The organism is Micromonospora sp. NPDC049679 (genome assembly GCF_040659735.1).
Taxonomy (GTDB): Bacteria; Actinomycetota; Actinomycetes; order Mycobacteriales; family Micromonosporaceae; genus Micromonospora_I.
The window spans coordinates 116,866-138,446 of sequence record NZ_JBFANZ010000009.1; the positions used below are offsets into that span (position 1 = coordinate 116,866).

The 21,581-nt window shown below is 71.3% G+C and carries 19 protein-coding genes, 1 tRNA gene and 1 pseudogene; 18 read left to right on the forward strand and 3 right to left on the reverse strand.

What is annotated here, in order from left to right; genetic code table 11:
* Positions 1–12 precede the first annotated feature (12 nt).
* Positions 13–1,803 carry a methionine--tRNA ligase gene (gene metG, locus AB0J06_RS08765; protein ID WP_357426191.1) on the forward strand — a complete coding sequence of 597 codons (1,791 nt, stop codon included), beginning with the start codon at positions 13–15 and terminating at the stop codon, positions 1,801–1,803.
* 60 nt (positions 1,804–1,863) lie between these two features.
* Here the strand turns inward: metG and AB0J06_RS08770 are convergent, their stop codons facing one another.
* Complete coding sequence (locus AB0J06_RS08770; protein WP_357426193.1) at positions 1,864–3,117, reverse strand: hypothetical protein; 1,254 nt, start codon at positions 3,115–3,117, stop codon at positions 1,864–1,866.
* A 134-nt stretch (positions 3,118–3,251) separates the two neighbouring features.
* Between AB0J06_RS08770 and AB0J06_RS08775 the strand changes: the two genes are divergently transcribed.
* From AB0J06_RS08775 to AB0J06_RS08810, 8 genes are all read left to right on the forward strand, one after another.
* Positions 3,252–5,231: a hypothetical protein gene (locus AB0J06_RS08775; protein ID WP_357426195.1), complete on the forward strand. Its 1,980-nt coding sequence runs from the start codon at positions 3,252–3,254 to the stop codon at positions 5,229–5,231.
* 21 nt (positions 5,232–5,252) lie between these two features.
* On the forward strand, positions 5,253–6,164 hold the full coding sequence (locus AB0J06_RS08780; protein ID WP_357426197.1) for a TatD family hydrolase: 912 nt from the start codon (positions 5,253–5,255) through the stop codon (positions 6,162–6,164).
* A gap of 43 nt (positions 6,165–6,207) precedes the next feature.
* A complete protein-coding gene (gene rsmA / locus AB0J06_RS08785) occupies positions 6,208–7,071 on the forward strand; it encodes a 16S rRNA (adenine(1518)-N(6)/adenine(1519)-N(6))-dimethyltransferase RsmA (RefSeq protein ID WP_357426199.1) in 864 nt (287 codons plus the stop codon).
* A 9-nt stretch (positions 7,072–7,080) separates the two neighbouring features.
* On the forward strand, positions 7,081–7,257 hold the full coding sequence (locus tag AB0J06_RS08790) for a hypothetical protein (RefSeq protein ID WP_357426201.1): 177 nt from the start codon (positions 7,081–7,083) through the stop codon (positions 7,255–7,257).
* Positions 7,254–8,210, forward strand: a complete 957-nt coding sequence (locus tag AB0J06_RS08795) for a 4-(cytidine 5'-diphospho)-2-C-methyl-D-erythritol kinase (protein ID WP_357426203.1) — start codon at positions 7,254–7,256, stop codon at positions 8,208–8,210. Before AB0J06_RS08790 ends, AB0J06_RS08795 begins: the two co-directional genes overlap by 4 nt.
* Positions 8,211–8,214: 4 nt before the next feature.
* Positions 8,215–10,038, forward strand: a complete 1,824-nt coding sequence (locus AB0J06_RS08800; RefSeq protein ID WP_357426205.1) for an ABC-F family ATP-binding cassette domain-containing protein — start codon at positions 8,215–8,217, stop codon at positions 10,036–10,038.
* Between the two features lie 87 nt (positions 10,039–10,125).
* Positions 10,126–10,581 carry a DUF4383 domain-containing protein gene (locus tag AB0J06_RS08805; protein WP_357426207.1) on the forward strand — a complete coding sequence of 152 codons (456 nt, stop codon included), beginning with the start codon at positions 10,126–10,128 and terminating at the stop codon, positions 10,579–10,581.
* 102 nt (positions 10,582–10,683) lie between these two features.
* Positions 10,684–11,178 (forward strand): DUF4383 domain-containing protein, encoded by a 495-nt coding sequence (locus AB0J06_RS08810; RefSeq protein WP_357426209.1) that lies wholly within the window; start codon positions 10,684–10,686, stop codon positions 11,176–11,178.
* Here the strand turns inward: AB0J06_RS08810 and AB0J06_RS08815 are convergent.
* Entirely contained in the window at positions 11,156–11,761 is a 606-nt protein-coding gene (locus AB0J06_RS08815; RefSeq protein ID WP_357426267.1) for a TetR/AcrR family transcriptional regulator, read from the reverse strand. The genes AB0J06_RS08810 and AB0J06_RS08815 overlap by 23 nt on opposite strands.
* A 151-nt stretch (positions 11,762–11,912) precedes the next feature.
* Positions 11,913–12,878, reverse strand: coding sequence for an acyl-CoA desaturase (locus tag AB0J06_RS08820; RefSeq protein WP_357426211.1), 966 nt, complete (start codon positions 12,876–12,878; stop codon positions 11,913–11,915).
* A 504-nt stretch (positions 12,879–13,382) separates the two neighbouring features.
* Here AB0J06_RS08820 and AB0J06_RS08825 point away from each other — a divergent pair.
* The 9 genes and pseudogenes from AB0J06_RS08825 (at position 13,383) to cysN (ending at position 21,479) form a co-directional block, all read left to right on the forward strand.
* Positions 13,383–13,454 (forward strand) — tRNA-Gln (locus AB0J06_RS08825).
* 108 nt (positions 13,455–13,562) lie between these two features.
* Entirely contained in the window at positions 13,563–15,110 is a 1,548-nt protein-coding gene (glmU, locus tag AB0J06_RS08830; RefSeq protein WP_357426213.1) for a bifunctional UDP-N-acetylglucosamine diphosphorylase/glucosamine-1-phosphate N-acetyltransferase GlmU, read from the forward strand.
* A 52-nt stretch (positions 15,111–15,162) separates the two neighbouring features.
* Positions 15,163–16,143: a ribose-phosphate diphosphokinase gene (locus tag AB0J06_RS08835; protein ID WP_357426215.1), complete on the forward strand. Its 981-nt coding sequence runs from the start codon at positions 15,163–15,165 to the stop codon at positions 16,141–16,143.
* A 303-nt stretch (positions 16,144–16,446) separates the two neighbouring features.
* Positions 16,447–17,076 carry a 50S ribosomal protein L25/general stress protein Ctc gene (locus tag AB0J06_RS08840; protein WP_357426217.1) on the forward strand — a complete coding sequence of 210 codons (630 nt, stop codon included), beginning with the start codon at positions 16,447–16,449 and terminating at the stop codon, positions 17,074–17,076.
* Between the two features lie 75 nt (positions 17,077–17,151).
* Positions 17,152–17,736 carry an aminoacyl-tRNA hydrolase gene (gene pth, locus AB0J06_RS08845; protein ID WP_357426219.1) on the forward strand — a complete coding sequence of 195 codons (585 nt, stop codon included), beginning with the start codon at positions 17,152–17,154 and terminating at the stop codon, positions 17,734–17,736.
* A 244-nt stretch (positions 17,737–17,980) separates the two neighbouring features.
* Positions 17,981–18,356: pseudogene (locus AB0J06_RS08850) on the forward strand (sugar transferase); the annotation flags it as partial.
* Positions 18,353–19,198: a 3'(2'),5'-bisphosphate nucleotidase CysQ gene (locus AB0J06_RS08855; RefSeq protein ID WP_357426269.1), complete on the forward strand. Its 846-nt coding sequence runs from the start codon at positions 18,353–18,355 to the stop codon at positions 19,196–19,198. The pseudogene AB0J06_RS08850 and the gene AB0J06_RS08855, both read left to right, overlap by 4 nt.
* A gap of 68 nt (positions 19,199–19,266) precedes the next feature.
* Entirely contained in the window at positions 19,267–20,178 is a 912-nt protein-coding gene (gene cysD / locus AB0J06_RS08860) for a sulfate adenylyltransferase subunit CysD (protein WP_357426221.1), read from the forward strand.
* A complete protein-coding gene (cysN, locus tag AB0J06_RS08865) occupies positions 20,178–21,479 on the forward strand; it encodes a sulfate adenylyltransferase subunit CysN (RefSeq protein WP_357426223.1) in 1,302 nt (433 codons plus the stop codon). The genes cysD and cysN overlap by 1 nt, the downstream gene beginning before the upstream one ends.
* Positions 21,480–21,581 lie beyond the last annotated feature (102 nt).

The window sequence follows — 21,581 nt, forward strand, 5'->3', positions numbered from 1 at the left end:
GGCTTGGTCCCCATGAGTCACGTTCTCGCGGCGGTCGCCTGGCCGTACGCCAACGGCCCGCGCCACATCGGCCACGTCTCCGGCTTCGGCGTCCCCTCCGACGTGTTCAGCCGGTACATGCGGATGGCGGGCCACGACGTGCTCATGGTCTCCGGCACGGACGAGCACGGCACGCCGATCCAGGTGCAGGCGGACAGCGAGGGGGTCACCCCGCGTGAGCTGGTCGACCGGTACAACCGGGTGATCGTGGAGGACCTGCACGGGCTGGGGCTCTCCTACGACCTGTTCACCCGCACCACCACCGGCAACCACTACGCCGTCGTGCAGGAGATGTTCGAGACGCTGCACCGCAACGGGTACATCCTCGCCAAGACGACGCTCGGCGCGATCTCGCCGTCGACCGGCCGCACCCTGCCCGACCGCTACATCGAGGGCACCTGCCCGATCTGCGGCTATGACGGCGCGCGCGGCGACCAGTGCGACAACTGCGGCAATCAGCTCGACCCGGAACAGCTCATCAACCCGCGAAGCAAGATCAACGGGGAGACCCCCGAGTTCGTGGAGACCGAGCACTTCTTCCTCGACCTGCCCGCGTTCGCCGAGGCGCTCAACAAGTGGTTGGACACCCGGGAAGGGTGGCGCCCGAACGTCCTGCGCTTCTCGAAGAACCTGATCGACGACCTGCAGCCGCGCGCGATCACGCGGGACCTCGAATGGGGGGTCCCCGTACCGCTGGAGGGGTGGCGGGACCGCTCGGACAAGCGGATCTACGTCTGGTTCGACGCGGTGATCGGCTATCTGTCCGCGTCCATCGAGTGGGCGCGCCGTTCCGGCGATCCCGACGCGTGGCGGCAGTGGTGGCAGAACCCGGACTCCCGCACGTACCACTTCATGGGCAAGGACAACATCGTCTTCCACTCGGTGATCTGGCCGGCGATCCTGCTCGGCTACGACGGCGAGGGTGCCGCCGGCGGTGAGCCGGGGCGGCTCGGCCGGCTCGAACTGCCGACCGAGGTGGTCTCCAGCGAATACCTGACCATGGAGGGGCGGAAGTTCTCCTCCTCGCGCCGCGTCGTCATCTACGTCCGCGACTTCCTGGCCCGCTACGACGCCGACGCGCTGCGCTACTTCATCGCGGCGGCCGGTCCGGAGAGCAACGACACGGACTTCACCTGGGCCGAGTTCCTGCGTCGCAACAACGACGAACTCGTCGCCGGGTGGGGCAACCTGGTCAACCGCTCCATCTCGATGGCGGCCAAGAACTTCGGCGCGATCCCGCCGATCGATCCGGCCGGGCTGACCGAGGCCGACGAGGCGCTGCTGGCGACCACCCGCGCCGGGTTCGCGACCGTCGGCGAACTCATCGGGAAGCACCGCCAGAAGGCGGCGATCGGTGAGGCGATGCGGGTCGTTTCCGAGGCCAACAAATACCTGTCCGACCAGGCGCCGTGGAAGCTCAAGGGCGAGGACGACAAGGCCCGGATGGGGACCATCCTGCACGTCGCGCTCCAGGCCGTGAGTGACGCCAACATCCTGCTCACGCCCTTCCTGCCGCACTCGGCGCAGAAGGTGCACGAGCTCCTCGGCGGCACCGGCGTGCACGCCCCGATGCCCTCGATCGTGGAGGTCGAGGACCTCGACGGCGGCCCCGCCTACCCCGTGCTCACCGGCGACTACACCGTCGGCGCGCGGTGGGAGTCGGTGCCGATCGAGGCCGGGCGGGAGCTCGCCACGCCGAAGCCGATCTTCCGCAAGCTCGACCCGTCGATCGTCGACGAGGAACTGGCCCGCCTCGGCGGCTGACCTGCCGCGCTCCGCGACCGCCGCGCCGTCGCCACCCTGCCCGGGTGGCGACGGCGCGCGTCATTCCGGGTAGGCGAGGTCGACGCCGCGGTCGTCGACCAGCTCACCGACCGGCGCCCACGCCTCGTAGACCCCGCGCTCGTAGCACTGCGCGCCCAGCGCCGCCACGCTGTCCGGCCCGGGGCGGCAGAGTCGCAGCCGGGCCCAGCCCGACTCCTCGCGCAGTACCACGCAGGGTGCGCCGCGCCAGGTCGCGTAGCGGGTCCGCCGCCGGGGCGCGGAGACCGGATAGCGGGCGGCCCTGGTCATCGCGAGCACCCGGAACTCGCCCGGCAGGTCGGCGACCGCCTCGTGTTCCTGACCGCCGTACGTCCCCACGAGGTGGGAGGAGCGCTTCGCCTCGCCCGTCGGGACGTATTCCTGGTCCGGGGCGATGTCGGGCACCCCGACCAGCAGATGCCGCCACCGCGGCCCGACCATGCGTAGCCAGCCCCGCTGCTCCGGTTGATAGGTGTAGAGCACCACCTCGGCCCCGTCCGGCGTGTACGCCAGCAGCGCCGCGTTGGCCGGCAGCGGAAGATCACCGACATCGCGGGTGACGAACTCGGGAATGATGTGGCGGTCGCTGGGGGTGAATCCGGTGCCGAGCACCGGCGCGCCGACCCGGTCGTGGGGCGGCATCGTGACCAGCCCGCGGTGCTCGTCGCCGATCGGGATCTCATAGTCGGCCGGATCGGTCGCCCGCCACCGCAGGGCGTAGGCCACATCCAGACCGTCGCGGGCCGCGTCCGGATCGGTGCGCAACAGCGCCAGATCGGTCGGCAGCCGCAGGTGGGCCACGTCGTACTCGCGGTAGCAGAACCCGTGCGGCAACCAGCCGCGCAGGTAGCCCCCGAGTTGCCGGGCGGAGAGAACCTTCACCATGCGGGTGCCGCGCCGGATCGTCGCCGTGTGCCGGATCCCGATCAGGGTCGGATGGCCGGCGTAGGCCGGGGTCTGGCTGAGCTGATGCACCGCGTCCCAACCCTGCACCCGGTTGAGCGGCACCATCAGCGGCGTGTCCGGCACCTCCGGGGAGGACGACGACGGCGGGATGCCGTGCACCGCGGTCACGTCGGTGACATGCACGAACCGGTGCCACGGCGTCCGCGCACCGACCCGGTTGCGCTGGAAGCCGGGTACCGCCCCGGCGCTGAACAACTCGTACGCCGCGCCGCGTGCGATCTCCTCCGCCGGGTAGACCGCCCCGTCGTATGTCACGTGCAGCCCGGCCGGGGCCTCGGCGACGCCGGGCTCCTGGGATGTGGCGGTCATCCGGTCGACGATAGCCGTCTATGCGTTCCTGTCGGTGAACAGTTGGTTACGCATCTGCGCACGCGGTCATTCAATTTCGGCGCAGCGTCACGAAGCCGGCACGGCGGGGCGCCCGGCCGAGGAGAATGTGAGCAGTGGAGCTGACGCGTGAGGACCCCTGGCGGCACGAGTCCGCCACCGACATCGCCGCCGACATCCCCGAGCTGATCCGGCAGGTCGGGTCGGCCGGCGAGGACGAGGCACGGGAAGCGCTCCACCAGCTCGGCTACGAGCTCGGCGGAGGCGACGGGATCCTGCGGCCCGCCGTGCAACCGGCCGTACCGCTGCTGATCGAGATGGTCGAGGGGGACCTGACCCGCTGGCCCGTACCGGTCCTGCAGATGCTGGCCCGACTCGTGCCGCCGCCCGGCGGTCGCGACCTGCAGGCCGAGACGGACTGGGGCTACGTCGGCCCACCCCCGCGGGTCGACCCCCTTCTGCCGGTCGTCCGGGGGCTGCTCGGCGAGCACCAGCAGAGCCTGCTGCGCCTCCTGATCGCCGGCGACGCGGCGACGCGCACCGGTGCGGCCCGGCTCCTGGCCGGGCTCCCCGAACACGCCGCGGCGAGCATCCCCGCGCTGATCCGGGCCGCCGACGGGGAGCGCGACCCCGTCCCGCACGCCAGCATGGTCCTCGCGGTCGCGGCCCTGCACCGCGACGGACCCCCAATGGCCGGCGGCGACGGGACAAGGCTGTGGGCATGGCTCGACGCCCGGCTCTCCGACCCGGAGGCGCCGCTCGTGCGCACCGCGGCGGCGGTCGGCGAGGCCTGGCTGGGAATGGACGCCGAGCGGACCCGGCCGGCGCTGTGCGCGGCCGCCCGCCAGCTACCGGCCGGACTGGACGACGACTTCGTCTGGGCGGAGTGCGCGCCGGACGTCTTCCTGCGCTCCGCGTTCCCCGACGACTCCCGGTACGCGGTCGAACTCGTCGACGCCGGCGTCCGCGCCGCCGACCCCGACCGTCGCCACGAAGCGGTCTGCGCCGGCAAGGACGTCATGCGCCGATGGCGGGGCGCGACCGCCCCGGTCGTCACCGTGCTCGCCGATCTCGCCACCGACCCGTCGGCGCGGGTCCGGCAGCACGCCGTGCAGACCCTCGCGCTCGCCGGACACGCCACCGCGCTGGTCAGTGACCTGCTCGTCACGCTGCTCGACGACCCGCGCCCCACCGACCGGGTCGACGCCTGGCCCGCCACCCCCGCCAGCGCCCGCTACGGGCTGGCTCGCCTCGGCGATCCGCGCTGCCTGGCCGCCCTCCGTCAGGCGCTCACCGGCCCCGAGCAGACGCCCTGGTTGGCCGAGTCGCTGGCCAGCATGACCCGGTACGCGCACGAACTCCTCCCCGACGTCGAATGGGCGCTCACCGCCGGGCGCGACCATGCCCGCCTCATCGCCGTGATCTCCGGCGTCGAGGCGTGGGGCGATCGCGCGGCCCCGCTCGCCGACCCGCTGCTCGCCCTGACCCGCGACGCCGCATGGTCGGCCTGGCCCGGCGGGCTCCCCGGCGTCCTCGGCGTGCTCGGCCGACGCGCCGAGCCGGGGACGCCGTATCTGCGCGGGCTCCTCCAGCACGAACTGCTCGCCGTACGGGCCTCGGCCGCGGTGGCGCTGTGCCGGATAACCGGCGACCGCGACCCGGCGCTGCGGGTCCTGAGAGCGCTGCTGAACCAGCCCGATTTCGGCCCCTACCTGGCCGCCGACGCCGCGGAACAGCTCGGCCCGGCCGCCGCGCCGCTCGCTGCCGACCTGGCCCTGCTGCTCGACGACGCGGTCGACCCCCGCACCCGGGTCGCGGCGGCGCGGGCCCTGCTGGCGGTCACCGGAAACACCGGCCGGGTATGCGCCGCGCTCACCGCGGCGGCCGGACCGGACGAGCCCGGAATCCGGGCCATCGAGGCGCTCGCCAGGATCGGGCAACCCGCCGCCGACGTGCTGCCCGTACTGCGGCCGATGGCGTTCAGCGAGCGTCGGGTGCCGCAGTGCAACGGCGATCTCGGCGTGATCCGGGACGAGAGCTGGCAGCGGCTGGCGCGCGTCGCGCTCGCCCGCATCGCCCCCGGGGAGCTCGTCTGACCGGGTCGGGACGGATATGTGATGCTGGCGGCGATGACTGAGTCAACCGAGGCCCGCCGCGAGCGGGCCGCCCGGCGCGCCGGGGAGTTCCCGCCGGCACCCGAGGCGCTTCCCCTGCCGGTGATCGACAGCCACACCCATCTGGACATCACCGTCTCCGAGGCGGGCGTGCCCGGCGGCGCCCCCGGCGGCGCCTCCGCCGACGATCCGGTCGCGCGGATGATCGCGATGGCCGCCGACGTCGGGGTCAACCGGTTGGTGCAGGTCGGCGTCGACCTGCCCTCGTCGCAGTGGGGGGCGGAGCTCGCCGCGCGAAACGGGGCGGTGGTCGCCACCGTCGCGCTGCACCCCAACGAGGCGCCCCGACTCAGCGACCTGGACGAGGCGTTGCGGAGCATCGAGGCGCTCGCCGCGCAGGAGCGGGTCCGGGGCATCGGCGAGACCGGCATGGACTTCTTCCGTACCGGCGAGGACGGGCGCGCGGCGCAGGAGGCCAGCTTCCGGGCGCACATCGCGATCGCGAAGCGGTACGGCAAGCCGCTGATCATCCATGATCGGGACGCCCACGCCGAGGTGCTGCGGATCCTCGACGACGAGGGCGCCCCCGAGACGGTGGTGCTGCACTGCTTCTCCGGCGACGCCGAGTTCGCCACCGAGTGCGTCGGCCGTGGCTATCTGCTGAGCTTCGCCGGCACGGTGACCTTCGGCAGCGCCGCAGCGCTGCGGGAGGCCGCCCGGGTCACGCCGCCGGAGCTGATCCTGGTCGAGACCGACGCGCCCTACCTGACGCCGACGCCGTACCGTGGGCGGCCGAACGCGTCGTACCTGATCCCGCTGACCGTGCGGGCGCTCGCGGAGACGACCGGCACCGGGGTGGCCGAGTTGTGCGCGGCGATCTCGGACAACGGCGAACGGGTCTTCGGGCCATGGTGAGCCGCGGGAGCCCCCGCCGGCGGCCCCCGTACGCTCTGTGTCCGTGACCGATCTCCTCGGCCCGGCGGAGATCCGGGAACTGGCGACCCGGCTCGGCGTCGCGCCCACCAAGCGGCTGGGCCAGAACTTCGTCCACGACCCCAACACGGTGCGCCGCATCGTCGCCGCCGCCGGTCTCGTCCCCGACGACGTGGTGCTCGAGGTGGGTCCGGGGCTCGGCTCGCTGACGCTCGGGCTGCTCCCCGCGGCCCGGCATGTCCACGCGGTCGAGATCGACGCGGCGCTTGCCGCGGCCCTGCCGCAGACCGTCGCGGCCCACCCGGCCGCCGACCGGCTCACCGTGCATCACGCCGACGCGCTGCGGATCACGGCGGGGCAGTTGGGCGATCCGCCGCCCACCGCGCTCGTGGCGAACCTGCCCTACAACGTGGCGGTGCCGGTCGTGCTGCATCTTCTCGCCGAGTTGCCCACCCTGCGGCAGGGCCTGGTGATGGTGCAGAAGGAGGTGGCCGACCGGCTCGTCGCCGGTCCCGGCTCGAAGATCTACGGCGTTCCGTCGGTGAAGCTCGCCTGGTACGCCGCCTCCCGCGGCGCCGGCAAAGTGCCGCCGAACGTCTTCTGGCCGGTGCCGAACGTCGACTCCGGCCTGGTCGCCTTCACCCGGCGCGAGCCGCCCCGCGACGACGTGCCGCGCACACGGGTCTTCGCCGTCATCGACGCCGCGTTCGCGCAGCGACGCAAGACGCTGCGGGCGGCGCTGGCCGGGTGGGCCGGCGGCGCGGACCGGGCGGCCGCCGCGCTCACCGCCGCGGGAGTCGACCCCGGCGCCCGCGGCGAGGCGCTCACCGTCGAGCAGTTCGCCGCGATCGCCGCGGCGGCTCCGGTGGCCACGCCGGGCGCCGAGTAGGCTGACCGCGTGTTCGACGACGAGTGCGGGGAGGTGGACAGGATGAGCGCGGAGGCCGTTTCGCCCTCACGGCAGGCGTGGTCCGGTCCGGACCTGCGTCGGCGTCGGGCCAACGACACCGCCGACGAGCTCGTGCTGGCCGAGCCGTGCGAGCGCCGGCTGCCGATCCGGGACATCACCCCGTGACCGAAGCGTGGCGGCCGGACGAGGATGACGACCGTTCGCGGCGGGGAGCGACGGGGTCGGTGAAGGTGCGCGTCCCTGCCAAGATCAATCTGCATCTCGGCGTCGGTCCGCTCCGCCCCGACGGCTTTCACGAGCTCAACACCGTCTACCACGCGATCTCCATCTACGATGAGCTCACCGCGCGCCGCGGTGACACGCTCACCCTGACCATGGAGGGCGAGGGGGCCGGTCAACTCGCCCTCGACGAGTCCAATCTGGTCATCCGCGCCGCCCGGGCGCTCGCCGCGCACACCCGGATGCCCGCGCACGCCCGGCTGCACCTGCGCAAGCAGATCCCGCTCGCCGGCGGTCTGGCCGGCGGCAGCGCCGACGCCGCCGCCGCCCTCGTGGCCTGCGACGCGCTCTGGGGCACCGGCCTGACCCGCGAGGAACTCGCCGCGATCGCCGCGCCTATCGGCTCCGATGTCCCCTTCCTCCTGTTCGGCGGCACCGCCCTCGGCACCGGGCACGGCGAGAACGTCAGCCCCGTGCTGGCCCGTCCGACCACGTGGCACTGGGTCGTCGCGATCGCCGACAGCGGGCTCGCCACCCCGGCCGTCTACCACGAACTCGACCGGCTGCGCGCCGAGTCCGCCGCGCCGGCGCCGCTCGCCGCCGCCGACGATCTGCTCGCCGCGCTGCGTCAGCGCGACCCCGCCGTGCTCGGCGCGGCGCTCGGCAACGACCTGCAGGCCGCCGCCATGGCCCTGCGGCCGGCTCTGGTCGACGTACTCAAGGCGGGCCAGGCGGCCGGCGCTCTCGCCGGCATCGTCTCCGGATCCGGGCCGACCTGCGTGTTCCTCGCTGCCGACGCGGCGCACGCCGACCGGATCGCCGCCGAACTCACCGCCGCCGAGGTGTGCCGCGACGCGCGCACCGCGCACGGCGCCGTCCCCGGCGCGAGGATGATCTGAACCTGTGGCGAACATTGTCAACCTGGACCGGGTGTCCAAGGGCTACGGCGCGGCCGGCCAGCTGCTCACCGACGTGTCCCTCGGGCTCGACGACAGCGACCGGATCGGCGTCGTCGGGCTCAACGGCGCCGGGAAATCCACCCTTCTCCGCCTGCTGATCAAGGCCGAACAGCCCGACACCGGCCGGGTCACCCACCGCCGTGACCTCCGGGTGGCGTGGCTGCCGCAGACCCTGGAGCTGGCGCCCGAGTCGACCGTCCGCGACGTCGTCCTCGGCACCGCCTGGCTCGCCGAGGGGTTCGGCGCCGAACACGAATGGGCCGGCGACGCGGGCGTACGCGGCATTCTCGACGGCCTCGGCATGCCGTACCTCGGTCTCGACCAGCCGGTCGGCCCGATGTCCGGCGGTGAGCGGCGGCGCGTCGCGCTCGCCGCGCTGCTGGTTCGCGCGGCCGACCTGCTCATCCTCGACGAGCCCACCAACCACCTCGACGTGGCGGGCGTCGCCTGGCTCGCCCGCCACCTCGTCGGTCGGCGCGGTTCGCTCGTGGTCGTCACCCACGACCGCTGGTTCCTCGACGCCGTCTGCACCGCGACGTGGGAGGTCGCCGACCAGACCGTGCGTGCCTACGAGGGAGGCTTCGCCGCCTGGACCCTCGCCCGCGTCGAGCGGGAACGGGTGGCGGCGTCGACCGAGGCGCGCCGGCAGAACCTGCTGCGCAAAGAGATCGCCTGGCTGCGCCGGGGCCCACCCGCGCGTACCTCCAAGCCCCGCTTCCGCATCGACGCGGCCAACGCCCTCATCGCCGACGTCCCGCCGCCGCGCGACACCATGTCGCTGCAGCGGCTCGCCACCGCACGGCTGGGCAAGCAGGTGTACGACCTCGAGGACGTCACCCTGCACGCCGGCGACAAGCTGATTCTCGACAACCTGACGTGGCAGGTCGGACCCGGCGACCGCATCGCCATCGTCGGCGCGAACGGCGCCGGCAAGACGACGCTGCTGCGGCTGCTGGCCGGGATCACCTCCCCGGACAAGGGGCGGCGGACGGTCGGCGCGACCGTGCGACCCGCCTTCCTCTCCCAGGAACTCGCGGAGCTCCCCGGTCATCTGCGGGTCCTCGAGGCCGTCGAGGACGTGGCCCGCCGGGTCGTCTTCGGCGACCGCGAGCTGGGGGCGTCGCAGCTCGCCGAGCTCTTCGGCTTCGACGACCGGCGGCTCTGGACGCCGGTCAGCGATCTGTCCGGGGGCGAGCGCCGCCGGCTGCAGATGCTGCGACTGCTCGCCGCCGAGCCCAACGTCCTTCTCTTCGACGAGCCCACCAACGACCTCGACACCGACACCCTCGCCGCGCTCGAGGACCTGCTGGACTCCTGGCCCGGGACGGTCATCGTCTCCAGCCACGACCGCTATCTGATCGAGCGGGTCAGCGACGTGGTCTACGGCATGTTCGGCGACGGTCGGCTGGTGCACCTGCCCGGTGGGATCGACGAATACCTGGCCCGTGCGGCGGGCGCAGCCGTGGATCAGGGCGAGCGCGGTCGCATCGGTGGGGCCACCGCACCCCAGCTGCCCCCTCCGCCCGAGGGCGAGCCGACCCTCTCCGCCGGCGAGGTCCGGGCCGCCCGCAAGGAGCTGTCCCGGCTGGAGCGGCAGGTCGGCAAGCTGGATCAGAAGGAGGCGACGCTGCACGAACAGCTCGCCACCCATGCCACGGACTACGGCAAGGTCGCCGAACTCGACGCGCAGTTGCGCGCAGTGCAGGCCGAGCGCGCCCAGGTCGAAGAGGAGTGGCTCACCCTCGCCGAGCAGGTGACGGAAAGCTGATCCCGCGGGGGCACCGGTCACCCGCCGCGCCCCATACGTCACAATCGTCGGCGACCCTCACTCGCACGGCGTTGGAGAAGGACAGCCATGGCGCACAACCCCGTCAATCACCCCGCGCGTCCGATCTACCGGGCCATCGGCGGGCTGACCGGCCTCTACCTCGTGATCTTCGGAGTGCTGGGCTTCATCCAGAACAGCGACGCCGACTTCTTCGCCCAGAACGGCGCCGTCGTCCTCGGGCAGGGCGCCAACCGGGGCTACTCGGTCATCGCCGCCGTCGTCGGTGCGCTGATCCTGGTCGCGATCGGCATCGGCCGCAACCTCGACGCCGCGCTCAACAAGCTCATCGGGTACGCCTTCATGGCGCTCGGACTCGCCGAGTTGGCCGTGCTGCGCACCGACGCCAACTTCCTCGGCTTCTCGATCATCACCGTCATGGTGACGATGCTCATCGGCCTGGTGCTCCTGACCGCCGGCATGTACGGCAAGGTCGGCAGCGACGACGAGCACCGCGCCTGGCAGGACGGCCGCCTCATCCTCTGACCGGGGGAGCGGTGCCCGCCGAGCGATTTTCGTTCGGCGGGCACACTTCTCCGCCGGAGGCGACAATTCTCGGTGAAGAGTTGCCGTCACGGAGGAGGAGCGATGGCGCACATCCCGGTCAACCATCCACTGCGGCCCGTCTACCGGACACTCGCCGGCCTCGCCGGCTTCTACGTCTTCGTCTCCGGGGTCCTCGGGGTCGCCCGGGCCTGGGGTGACCCGCTCTTCGCCCGCGACAGCACCTGGGCGCTGGGCCTCCGGCTGAACATGGCCTCCGCGATCCTGTCGCTAATCTTCGGCGGACTGGTCGTCGCGGCCAACATCCTCGGCGGCCGGCAGGAGCACCTGGTCAACATCGCCGCCGGCGCGATCTCCCTCGCGACCGGCTTCGTGTCGCTGGCGCTCCTGCAGCACGCCAACTTCCTGAACTTCTCGATGACCAACGTCATCGTGTCGTTCGTGTTCGGCCTGACCTTCCTCACCGCCGGCCTCTACGACAAGGTCGGCTCACCCGAGGACGCGGACACCGAGGACGGCTTCCGGCACGGACACCTACGGCTGCCGCACGCCGGCGTCACGCACGGCCGCGCCGGCTGATCAACGTCGGCTTCGCCTCCAGATGCGACAGCCCGTTCCACGACAGGTTGACCAGGTGCGCCGCCACCGTCTCCTTGCGCGGCTTGCGCACCTCCAGCCACCAGCGGCCCGTCAACGCCACCATGCCCACCAGCGCCTGCGAATAGAGCTCCGCGAGCTTCGGGTCGTACCCCCGGCTCTTGAACTCCGCGCCCAGGATGTGCTCCACCTGGTGCGCGACGTCATTCATCACGCTGCTGAAGTTGCCGGCCGCGGACATCAACGGCGACTCCCGGACCAACACGCGGAAACCGTTGGTCTCCTCTTCGATGTAGTCCAGCAACGCCAGCGCCGCCTGCTCCAGCAGCTCCCGCGGATGCCCCGCCGTCAGCGCCGTGGTGATCCGGTCGAGCAGCGCCCGTACCTCGCGATCCACCACCACGGCGTAGAGGCCTTCCTTGCCGCCGAAGTGCTCGTAGATCACCGGCTTGGACACCTTGGCCCGCGCCGCCACCTCCTCGATGGAGGTCGCGTCGAAGCCGCGCTCGGCGAAGAGTTGCCGGCCGATGACGATCAGCTGCTCGCGGCGCTGCGCCGCGGACATCCGCACCCGAGAGCTGGGCTTGGGCGGCGGCGGCGGCGCGGGCGGGGCCGGGATCCGGCCCCGCGGCGTTTCGCCGTTCGTGCTCGGGATGTCTGTCACTGCGCCATCCTGCCAGCCCGCATCGCGCGGCACGGCCCCCGACGCGGCCGGGTCACTGTGACGCGGCCGGCTTTACCAGCTTCGCGGCGACCCGCTCCGGCTTCGGCCAGCGGACGTTGGACGCCGCACCGACCTTCTCGAACAGCCAGATCGTCCGCGCCGAGATGTCGACCTGACCCCGCAGCACCCCGTGCCGCGCGCAGGTCGGGTCCGCGTGGTGCAGGTTGTGCCAGCTCTCGCCGAACGACAGGATCGCCAGCGGCCAGAAGTTCGCCGCCTTGTCGCCCTGGCGCACCTCGAACGGGCGCTCGCCGTAGACGTGGCACACCGAGTTGATCGACCACGTGACGTGGTGCAGCAGCGCGATGCGGACCAGCCCGGCCCAGAAGAACGCGCTCAGCGCCCCCTGCCAGGACCAGGTGATGAGGCCGCCCATCGCCGCCGGGCCGAGCAGCGAGACCGCCACGAGTACGGGGAAGAGCCCGTCCACCCGGCGGATGTCCTTGTCGGCGAGGAGGTCGGGCGCGAACCGCTCGCGGTTGGAGAGCTCGCGGTGGAACATCCAGCCCAGGTGGGCGTAGAAGAGCCCCTTGGTCAGACCCCACACGCTGCTGCCGAAGCGCCAGGGGGAGTGGGGGTCGCCGTCCAGATCGGAGAAGGCGTGGTGCCGACGGTGATCCGCCACCCACTGCGTGATGTTGCCCTCGACGGCGAGCGAGCCGGCGACCGCGAGCGCCACCCGCAGCCAGCGCTTGGCCTTGAACGAGCCATGGGTGAAGTAGCGGTGGAAGCCGACCGTGATGCCGAGGCCGGACACCACGTACCACACGAAACCGATCGCCACGTCCGTCCACGAGAGCCAGCCGCCCCACGCGGCGGGAACGGCCGCGATCAGCGCCAGGAACGGGATGACCACGAACGACCAGAGCGCGATGAGGATGCCGGGCGACTGACTGCCCTCGGTGAGCGGCTTGGGCCCGGCGTCGGTGGGGGGCGGGTCGAGGAGAGTGGTGGACATGGCACCTCACTGCATGGGGTAACGGGTCGATAACTTACGCCTACGTCACCGTAACCTACGGGACCGTAGTTTTCTATGGGCCGGTAGCTGCGAGTTCCCCGGGCGGCATCGACGACCGTCGTCGTACGGCCGTTCCAATGTCTGTCACCGTGACCGATCCACGCGCCCGGGCCCGGCGACTGCGCGCCGAGGGGCTGTCCCTGCGGGAGATCCGGCAACGACTCGACGTGGGCAAGGACCGGCTCTCCGAATGGCTCCACGGCATTCCCCCTCCGCAGTGGAACAAACGGCCCAACGCCAAAGACGGGCCGCGGACCGAGGCGCTCGCGCTCCGCGCGCAGGGTGGCGGTGCCGGACATCGCGGCGGTGTCTCATGGTCGAGGTGCCGCGCAGCGCCGGCACCTACCATTGGATCGAGGGCGTGATGGATGCGCTCGGCCCGCCATGAGGGCCGAACACGGTGTGCCCCGTCGGGGGCGAGGCGTTACTCTGACGAGGCACCGGTCGGCCGTGGTGTAATTGGCAACACGTCGCCCTTTGGAGGCGATTTTCTAGGTTCGAGTCCTAGCGGCCGAGCTCTTCCTTGACGCCCGATCCTTTGCATTGGGTTGATAACAGCGGCGGGTACCGACGTGGCTAGCATGAGGCCGCAGACTGACAGCCGCTCTGACGGGAGCTTTCCTCGTGACCCAGGCCCGGCCCCACACCGTCGTCGTCCTCGCCGCAGGCGAGGGCAAGCGGATGAAGTCGGCATTACCGAAGGTGCTGCACCCGCTGCTCGGTCGTACCCTCGTCGGGCATGTGCTGGCCGCGGCCGCGCCGGTCCAGGCGGAGCGCACGCTGGTCGTGGTCGGTCACGGCGCCGACCAGGTCACCGCGCACCTCTCCGAGATCGCGCCCGGCGCGACCCCGGTCCTGCAGGCCGAGCAGCACGGCACCGGACACGCCGTCCGGATCGCGCTGGAAGCCGCTCCGGAGACCGGCGGCACCGTGATCGTGCTCAACGGAGACGTGCCGTTGTTGCGTGCGGAAACCGTTGCCGCCCTGGTCGAGGCCCATGACGCGGCGGGGGCGGCGGCGACCGTGCTCGCGGCCGAGGTTCCCGATCCGACCGGACTGGGGCGGATCGTGCGTGACGCGGCCGGTGGCCTGGAACGGATCGTCGAGGAGCGGGACGCGAGCGCCGAGCAGCGCCGGATCCGGGAGATCAACGCGGGCATCTACGCCTTCGACGCGGTCCGGCTGCGGGCGGCGTTGGGCAAGCTGTCGACCGACAACGACCAGGGCGAGGAATACCTGACCGACGTCTTCGGGCTGCTCGCCGCGGACGGGCAGGCGGTGGCCGTGCACGTCGCGGCGGACGCGACCGAGACGCTCGGGTGCAACGACCGGGTCGAGTTGGCCGGGCTGCGCCGGCGGCTGCGCGACCGGATCAACGAGGGCTGGATGCGGACCGGTGTGACGATCGCCGATCCGGCGACGACCTGGATCGACGTCACGGTGACCGTGGGCCGCGACGCGCTGGTCGACCAGAACACGCAGCTTCGCGGCGCGACGGTGGTGGCCGACGGGGCGGTGGTCGGGCCCGACGTCACGCTCATCGACACGACGGTCGGTGCCGGGGCCACCGTGCTGCGGTCGCACGCGACCGGGGCCGAGGTCGGGGCGGGGGCGAGCGTCGGACCGTACGCCTACCTGCGGCCGGGCACCCGCCTGGCGCGGAGGGCGAAGATCGGCACGTTCGTCGAGACCAAGAACGCCGACATCGGCGAGGGCACGAAGGTGCCGCACCTGTCGTACGTCGGCGATGCGACGATCGGCGAGCAGACCAACATCGGCGCCGCGACGGTTTTCGTCAACTACGACGGGGTCCACAAGCACCGCACGGTGATCGGCAGCCACGCCCGGACCGGGGCGGACAACATGTTCGTCGCGCCGGTGGAGGTGGGCGACGGCGCCTACACGGCGGCGGGTTCGGTGATCGTCGCCGACGTGCCGCCGGGCGCGTTGGGTGTGGCGCGGGGTCAACAGCGCAACATCGAGGGCTGGGTGGGTAAGCGTCGCCCGGGCACGGCCGCCGCCGAGGCCGCGGAAGAGGCGCTCCAGGCCGGCACGGCGCTGCCGGCCGACGCTCAACCGGCGGGCCCGGGCACAAGCCAGAGTGAGGCAGTCCACGACCGGGTGGATGGTGGTGGCGTGGCCGGGAGCGCGAGGGATACTCGGACCGCATAGTTCTGCGGTCCGCCGGCCGCAGCCACCGACTTGACGGGGAGCAAACGTCCCGATGGGCAGCATCGTCGCCGAAAACCGCAAGAGCCTGATGCTCTTCTCCGGACGAGGTTTTCCGGAACTGGCGCAGGAGATCGGTGAGGTGCTCGGCATCGCGCCGACACCGGCTGACTCGTACGAGTTCGCCAACGGCGAGATCTTCGTCCGGTTCAAGGAGTCGGTCCGCGGCTCCGACGCGTTCCTCGTGCAGTCCATGACCCACGGCGTCAACAAGTGGGTCATGGAGACGCTGATCATGATCGACGCGCTGAAGCGCGGATCGGCGAAGCGGATCACGGTGGTGCTGCCGTTCTATCCGTACGCGCGGCAGGACAAGAAGCACCGTGGGCGGGAGCCGATCTCGGCCCGGCTCATGGCCGACCTGCTCCGCACCGCGGGGGCCAACCGGATCCTCACCGTGGATCTGCACACGGCGCAGATCCAGGGCTTCTTCGACGGGCCGGTGGACCACCTCTTCGCGATGGACATCCTCGCCGGCTACGTGGAGCGGAAGTACGCGGGCCGCCCGATGACGGTGGTGGCGCCCGACTCGGGCCGGGTGCGGGTGGCGGAGCGCTGGACGGACCGGCTCGGTGGGTGTCCGCTGGCGTTCATCCACAAGACGCGCGATCCGCTCAAGCCCAACCAGGTGGTCGCCAACCGTGTGGTCGGCGACGTGGAGGGACGGGTCTGCCTCGTCGTCGACGACATGATCGACACTGGCGGCACGATCGTGAAGGCTTCCGAGATCCTGCACGAGTCCGGCGCGGCCGATATCATCGTGGCCTCGACGCACGCCCTCCTCTCCGATCCGGCGACCGAGCGACTGAAGAACAGCCGGATCAGCGAGGTCGTCGTCACCAACACACTGCCGTTGCCGCCGGAGAAGCGGCTGGACAAGATCACCGCGCTGTCGATCGCACCGCTGCTCGCCCGGGCCATCCGGGAGGTCTTCGACGACGGATCGGTGACCACCCTGTTCGGTGGATTGAGCTGACCTTCGCTCCGGGCCGCCCGGTCGTGTGCCGGGCGCCCCGGGCCAGGTGGTGGGGACTCCCCCGAGGGCTGGCTGAGCCCTCGGGTAGGATAGTGCGGTTGCCACGGCGAGGGTGTCCTGCGGGCTGCTTCTGATGAAGCGCTGCCGCACGGAGGCACCGTGATCGACGCGGTGCTCCGGGCACTGCTCTTGAACGAGAGAGCCCCAGCGCGCCTCCTCGCCCCGGCACCGCCGACATCGATCCGGTTCCAGAACCGGATGTGCATCGCAGACGCAGCCGCCGAAACTCCAGGAGTACTCACCGTGTCCGAGGTAAAGATCACCGCCGAGCCCCGCACCGAGTTCGGCAAGGGTGGTGCCCGTCGTACCCGTCGGGCCGGCAACGTACCCGCCGTGCTCTATGGCCACGGCGAGAAGCCCAAGCACATCGCGCTTCCGGCGCGTGAGTTCGCCGCCGCGATCCGGCGCGGTGGCGCCAACCAGCTCTTCACGATCGAGATCACCGACGGCACCCAGGCGCTGGCCCTGCCGAAGGCGATCCAGCGTGACCCGATCAAGGACACCTTCGAGCACGTCGACCTGATCCTCGTGCGTCGCGGCGAGAAGGTCGTCGTCGACGTTCCGGTGCAGCTCGTCGGCGAGCCGGCCCGCGACACGCTGGTCGTGCACGAGAACGACACGCTGTCGGTCAACGCCGACGCGACCAAGCTGCCCGAGTCGCTCGAGGCGTCGATCGATGGCCTCGAGGCCGGATCGCACGTGACCGCCGCCGACGTGAAGCTCCCCGCCGGCGTCGAGCTCGCCGCCGACCCGGAGACCGTCATCGCGGTGATCTCCGCCGCGACCACGGTCGAGGAGGCCACCGAGACGCCGGCCGAAGAGGCCACTGAGGGCGAGGCGGCCGAGGCCGCCGAGGCCGCTGCGCAGGCCTGACCCGTTCACTGATCCGGGCGTCCCCGATGCTGCTTCGTCGGCATCCGGGACGCCTGGCTCGTTTCTGGAGGTGCCGTGGAGACCGCGCCGTGGCTGGTGGTCGGGTTGGGCAATCCGGGCAAGGAGTACGCCCGTAACCGGCACAATGTTGGCTTCATGGTCGCGGAGCTGCTCGCGGCCCGGATCGGCGCGAAGTTCAGCCGGCACCGGCGGGCCGTGGCCGAGGTCGCGGAGGGGCGGCTCGGCATGGGCGGGCCCAAGCTCGTCCTCGCCAAGCCGCTCACCTACATGAACCTCTCCGGCGGGCCGGCGGCCGCGCTGGCGCAGTTCTACAAGATCCCCACCGAGCAGGTCATCGCCGTTCACGACGAGCTCGACATCGACTACGGCCAGCTCCGCGCGAAGCGCGGCGGCGGCGAGGGCGGCCACAACGGTCTGCGGTCGATGTCCAAGTCGCTGGCGACGAAGGACTACGCGCGGGTGCGGTTCGGCATCGGACGGCCGCCGGGGCGGCAGGATCCGGCCGACTACGTGCTCTCCGACTTCTCCACCGCGGAGCGCAAGGAACTCGAGTTCCTCGTCGATCGGGCGGCCGATGTCGTGGAGGCGATCGTGACCCGCGGCCTCGAATGGACACAGAACGCCTACCACAGCGCCTGACGCCATCTTTCTGTCCGATCGCTCTACCGGCTGATGTCCGTTCGTCTGCTTCACGTCCGCCGCGTCGCCGGCCCGCGTCATGCGTTGATATCGACAGACGCGCCGGTCCGCCGGTCCGCCGGCGCGTCGGTCGTGTCCGGGCGTGACGGGGAGGCGGGGTGGAGCAGCGGTTGTCGGGCGGTAACCAGCCGACGGCCGACCTCGGCGAGCGGTGCGCCGGACGGGACCAGCCGCTGGTGATGACCGCAACGAGCACGACGGTGTGCTGTTCAAGATCCGTGATGATCCGCGGGTGACGGTGGTCGGCCGCTGGCTGCGTCGGCTCTCGCTGGACGAGCTGCCGCAGCTGTTCAACGTGGTGCGCGGGCAGATGTCGACTGGTAGGTCCTCGTCCCCCGCTGCCGCAGGAGGTGGCAGAGTATCCGGACGACGTCCGTCGTCGGTTGGCGGTGAAGCCGGGCATGACCGGGTTGTGGCAGGTTTCTGGACGATCAGACCTGCCGTGGGAGGAGGCGGTCCGATTGGATCTGCGGTATGTGGAGAACTGGTCTCTCTCGCTCGACCTCGTGATCATGATGCGGACCGTGGCCGCGGTGGCCCGTTCGTCCGGGGCGTACTGATGAACGCGCCGGTCGTTGATGGCGCGTTCGCCCGCTGGTTGGCGGAGCGCGCCGGGCAGTTGCTGCTCGACGTGCGGGGAAACCTGGGCCATTCCGATCCGGCCGCGCTGAAGGCGGCCGGCGACAAGGTGTCGCACGATCTGATCCGTACGGAGCTCGCCCGGTGGCGGCCCGCGGACGCGGTGCTCTCGGAAGAGGACGACGAGGCCCGGCGTGCCTGGGCGGAGGCGTCCGGTGTACCGGCGCCGTCGCGGCTCACCGCCGACCGGGTCTGGATCGTCGACCCGCTGGACGGCACCCGGGAGTTCTCGGAGGAGGGACGGTCGGACTGGGCGGTGCACGTCGCTCTCTGGGCGCGGCACGCCTCGACCCCGCACCGCCTGGTCGCCGGCGCGGTCGCGCTCCCGGCGCAGCAGCGGGTGCTGGCCACGGACCATCCGCCCGCCCACGCGCCGGTGACGGCCGCCACCACGGCCGGCGACCGGCCCGCTGCCGCGGCCATCCGCCTCGCGGCGAGCCGTAGCCGGCCCCCCGCGTTCCTGGCCGGTCTCGCCGACGAGGTTGGCGCCGAACTGGTGCCGATGGGCTCGGCCGGCGCGAAGATCGCGGCGGTGATCGGCGGCGACGTCGACGCCTACGTGCACGCCGGCGGCCAGTACGAGTGGGATTCGGCGGCGCCGGTCGCTGTGGCGACGGCCACGGGACTGCACGCTTCCCGAATCGACGGATCTGCGCTGCAATACAACGAGGCCGATCCGCGCCTGCCCGATCTTGTGGTGTGCCGGATGGATCTGGCCCCCCGGCTGCTTGCAGCGCTGCAACGCCACATCCGGGTAACCTAGCCCGTTACTGGGTTAAACCTATCGGGAAGGTCTGGAATTCTCATGAGCGACCGTAGCGAGGCGGAAGCATGAGCCAGGCGGCGGCCTACCGCGTCTCGCACCTGGACGCGCTGGAGGCGGAGAGCGTCTTCGTCATGCGCGAGGTGGTGGCGGAGCTTGAGCGTCCGGTGCTGCTGTTTTCCGGCGGCAAGGACTCGATCGTCATGCTCCGGCTGGCCGAGAAGGCGTTCGCGCCGGCGCGGATCCCGTTTCCGGTGATGCACGTCGACACCGGTCACAACTTCCCCGAAGTGCTCGAATACCGCGACGGGCGGGTGGCCGAACTCGGGCTTCAGCTGGTCGTGGCGAGCGTGCCGGAGGCGCTCGAGGCCGGTCTGGTGCGGGAGTCGGGCGACGGGATGCGTAACCGGATCCAGACGCCGGTGCTGTTGGCGGCGGTGGAGAAGTACCGGTTCGATGCGCTTTTCGGTGGGGCACGGCGGGACGAGGAGAAGGCCCGGGCGAAGGAGCGGATGTTCAGCTTCCGCGATGATTTCGGGCAGTGGGATCCGAAGAACCAGCGTCCGGAGCTGTGGTCGTTGTACAACGGCCGGCATCACCCCGGCGAGTCGATCCGGGTGTTCCCGCTCTCCAACTGGACCGAGCTCGACATCTGGCACTACATCGCGCGCGAGGGGCTGCGGCTTCCGTCGATCTACTACGCGCATGAGCGTGAGGTGATCGAGCGAGACGGCATGCTCTACGCCGTCAACGAGTTCATCCGGCCGCGCAGCGGCGAGGCCGTGGTCAAGGAGCGGGTGCGGTACCGCACGGTCGGGGACGCCTCCTGCACGGCCGCGGTGCGTTCGGAGGCGGACACGGTCGAGAAGGTGATCGAGGAGGTCGCGGCGACCCGGATCACCGAGCGGGGCGCGACCCGCGGTGACGACCGGGTCAGCGAGGCCGCGATGGAAGACCGTAAGCGGGAGGGCTACTTCTAATGACCACCACGATGCCCACCGATGCGGCCGTGCCGGAGGCGCGGGGGATGGACCTGTTGCGTTTCGCCACCGCCGGCAGCGTCGACGACGGTAAGTCGACGTTGATCGGCCGCTTGTTGTACGACACGAAGTCGCTCTTCACCGACCAGTTGGCGGCGGTGGAGGCGGTCTCCGCGGCGCGCGGGGACGAGTACACGAACCTGGCGTTGTTGACCGATGGGCTGCGCGCGGAGCGCGAACAGGGCATCACCATCGACGTGGCCTACCGCTATTTCGCCACCCCGCGGCGGAAGTTCATCATCGCCGACACCCCGGGCCACATTCAGTACACCCGCAACATGGTCACCGGCGCGTCGACCGCGGATCTGGCGTTGATCCTGGTCGACGCCCGCAAGGGCCTGGTCGAGCAGTCCCGCCGCCACGCGTTCCTCTGCTCGCTGCTGCGCGTGCCGCACCTGGTGTTGTGCGTCAACAAGATGGACCTGGTCGACTGGTCGCAGGACGTCTTCGACCGCATCGCCGACGAGTTCACGACGTTCGCCGCGAAACTCGAGGCGCCCGACCTGAGCGTGGTGCCGATCTCCGCGCTACGCGGGGACAACATCGTCAGCCGCTCGCCGAACATGCCCTGGTACGAGGGGCCGTCGCTGCTGCACCACCTGGAACGCGTGCACATCGCCTCCGACCGCAATCTCGTCGATGTGCGGTTCCCCGTGCAGTACGTGATCCGACCGCAGTCGACGACCGTCACCGATTACCGCGGCTACGCCGGGCAGGTCGCCTCCGGCGTGCTCAAGCCCGGCGACGAGGTGATGGTGCTGCCCTCCGGGTTCACCAGCCGGATCAGCGGCATCGACACCGCGGACGGGCCCGTCACCGAGGCGTTCCCACCCATGTCGGTCACCGTCCGCCTGGAGGACGAGATCGACATCTCCCGCGGTGACCTGATCTGCCGCCCGCACAACGCCCCGGCGGTGGCTCAGGACATCGAGGCGATGATCTGCTGGATGGACGAAACGCGTCCGCTGCAGGTCGGCGGCAAGTACGCCATCAAACACACCACCCGGTCGGCGCGGGCGGTTGTCCGCGGGCTGCAGTACCGGCTCGACGTCAACACCCTGCACCGCGACGACTCCGCCACCGGCCTCACCCTCAACGAGATCGGCCGGGTCAAACTCCGCACCACCGTGCCGCTGCTCGCCGACGAGTACCGCCGTAACCGCACCACCGGTGGCTTCATCCTCATCGACGAGACCACCAACCGCACGGTCGGCGCCGGCATGATCGTCGAGGCCAACTAGCCGACGCCCCACGCCGACCCCGCCCCGTTCGATCAAGGACTCACCGGCCGATCAAGGACGTATTCACGTGATCAAAGATCAAACTATGTGAATACGTCCTTG

Coding starts and splice junctions, on each gene's coding strand:
- AB0J06_RS08815 (WP_357426267.1), bottom strand. CDS start 11,761: ATGTCCGCGGCGCAGCGCCGCGAGCAGCTGATCGTCATCGGCCGGCAA.
- AB0J06_RS08780 (WP_357426197.1), top strand. CDS start 5,253: ATGCTGGCGGCGATGACTGAGTCAACCGAGGCCCGCCGCGAGCGGGCC.
- AB0J06_RS08805 (WP_357426207.1), top strand. CDS start 10,126: ATGGCGCACAACCCCGTCAATCACCCCGCGCGTCCGATCTACCGGGCC.
- cysN (WP_357426223.1), top strand. CDS start 20,178: ATGACCACCACGATGCCCACCGATGCGGCCGTGCCGGAGGCGCGGGGG.
- metG (WP_357426191.1), top strand. CDS start 13: ATGAGTCACGTTCTCGCGGCGGTCGCCTGGCCGTACGCCAACGGCCCG.
- AB0J06_RS08810 (WP_357426209.1), top strand. CDS start 10,684: ATGGCGCACATCCCGGTCAACCATCCACTGCGGCCCGTCTACCGGACA.
- cysD (WP_357426221.1), top strand. CDS start 19,267: ATGAGCCAGGCGGCGGCCTACCGCGTCTCGCACCTGGACGCGCTGGAG.
- AB0J06_RS08835 (WP_357426215.1), top strand. CDS start 15,163: ATGGGCAGCATCGTCGCCGAAAACCGCAAGAGCCTGATGCTCTTCTCC.
- AB0J06_RS08820 (WP_357426211.1), bottom strand. CDS start 12,878: ATGTCCACCACTCTCCTCGACCCGCCCCCCACCGACGCCGGGCCCAAG.
- AB0J06_RS08770 (WP_357426193.1), bottom strand. CDS start 3,117: ATGACCGCCACATCCCAGGAGCCCGGCGTCGCCGAGGCCCCGGCCGGG.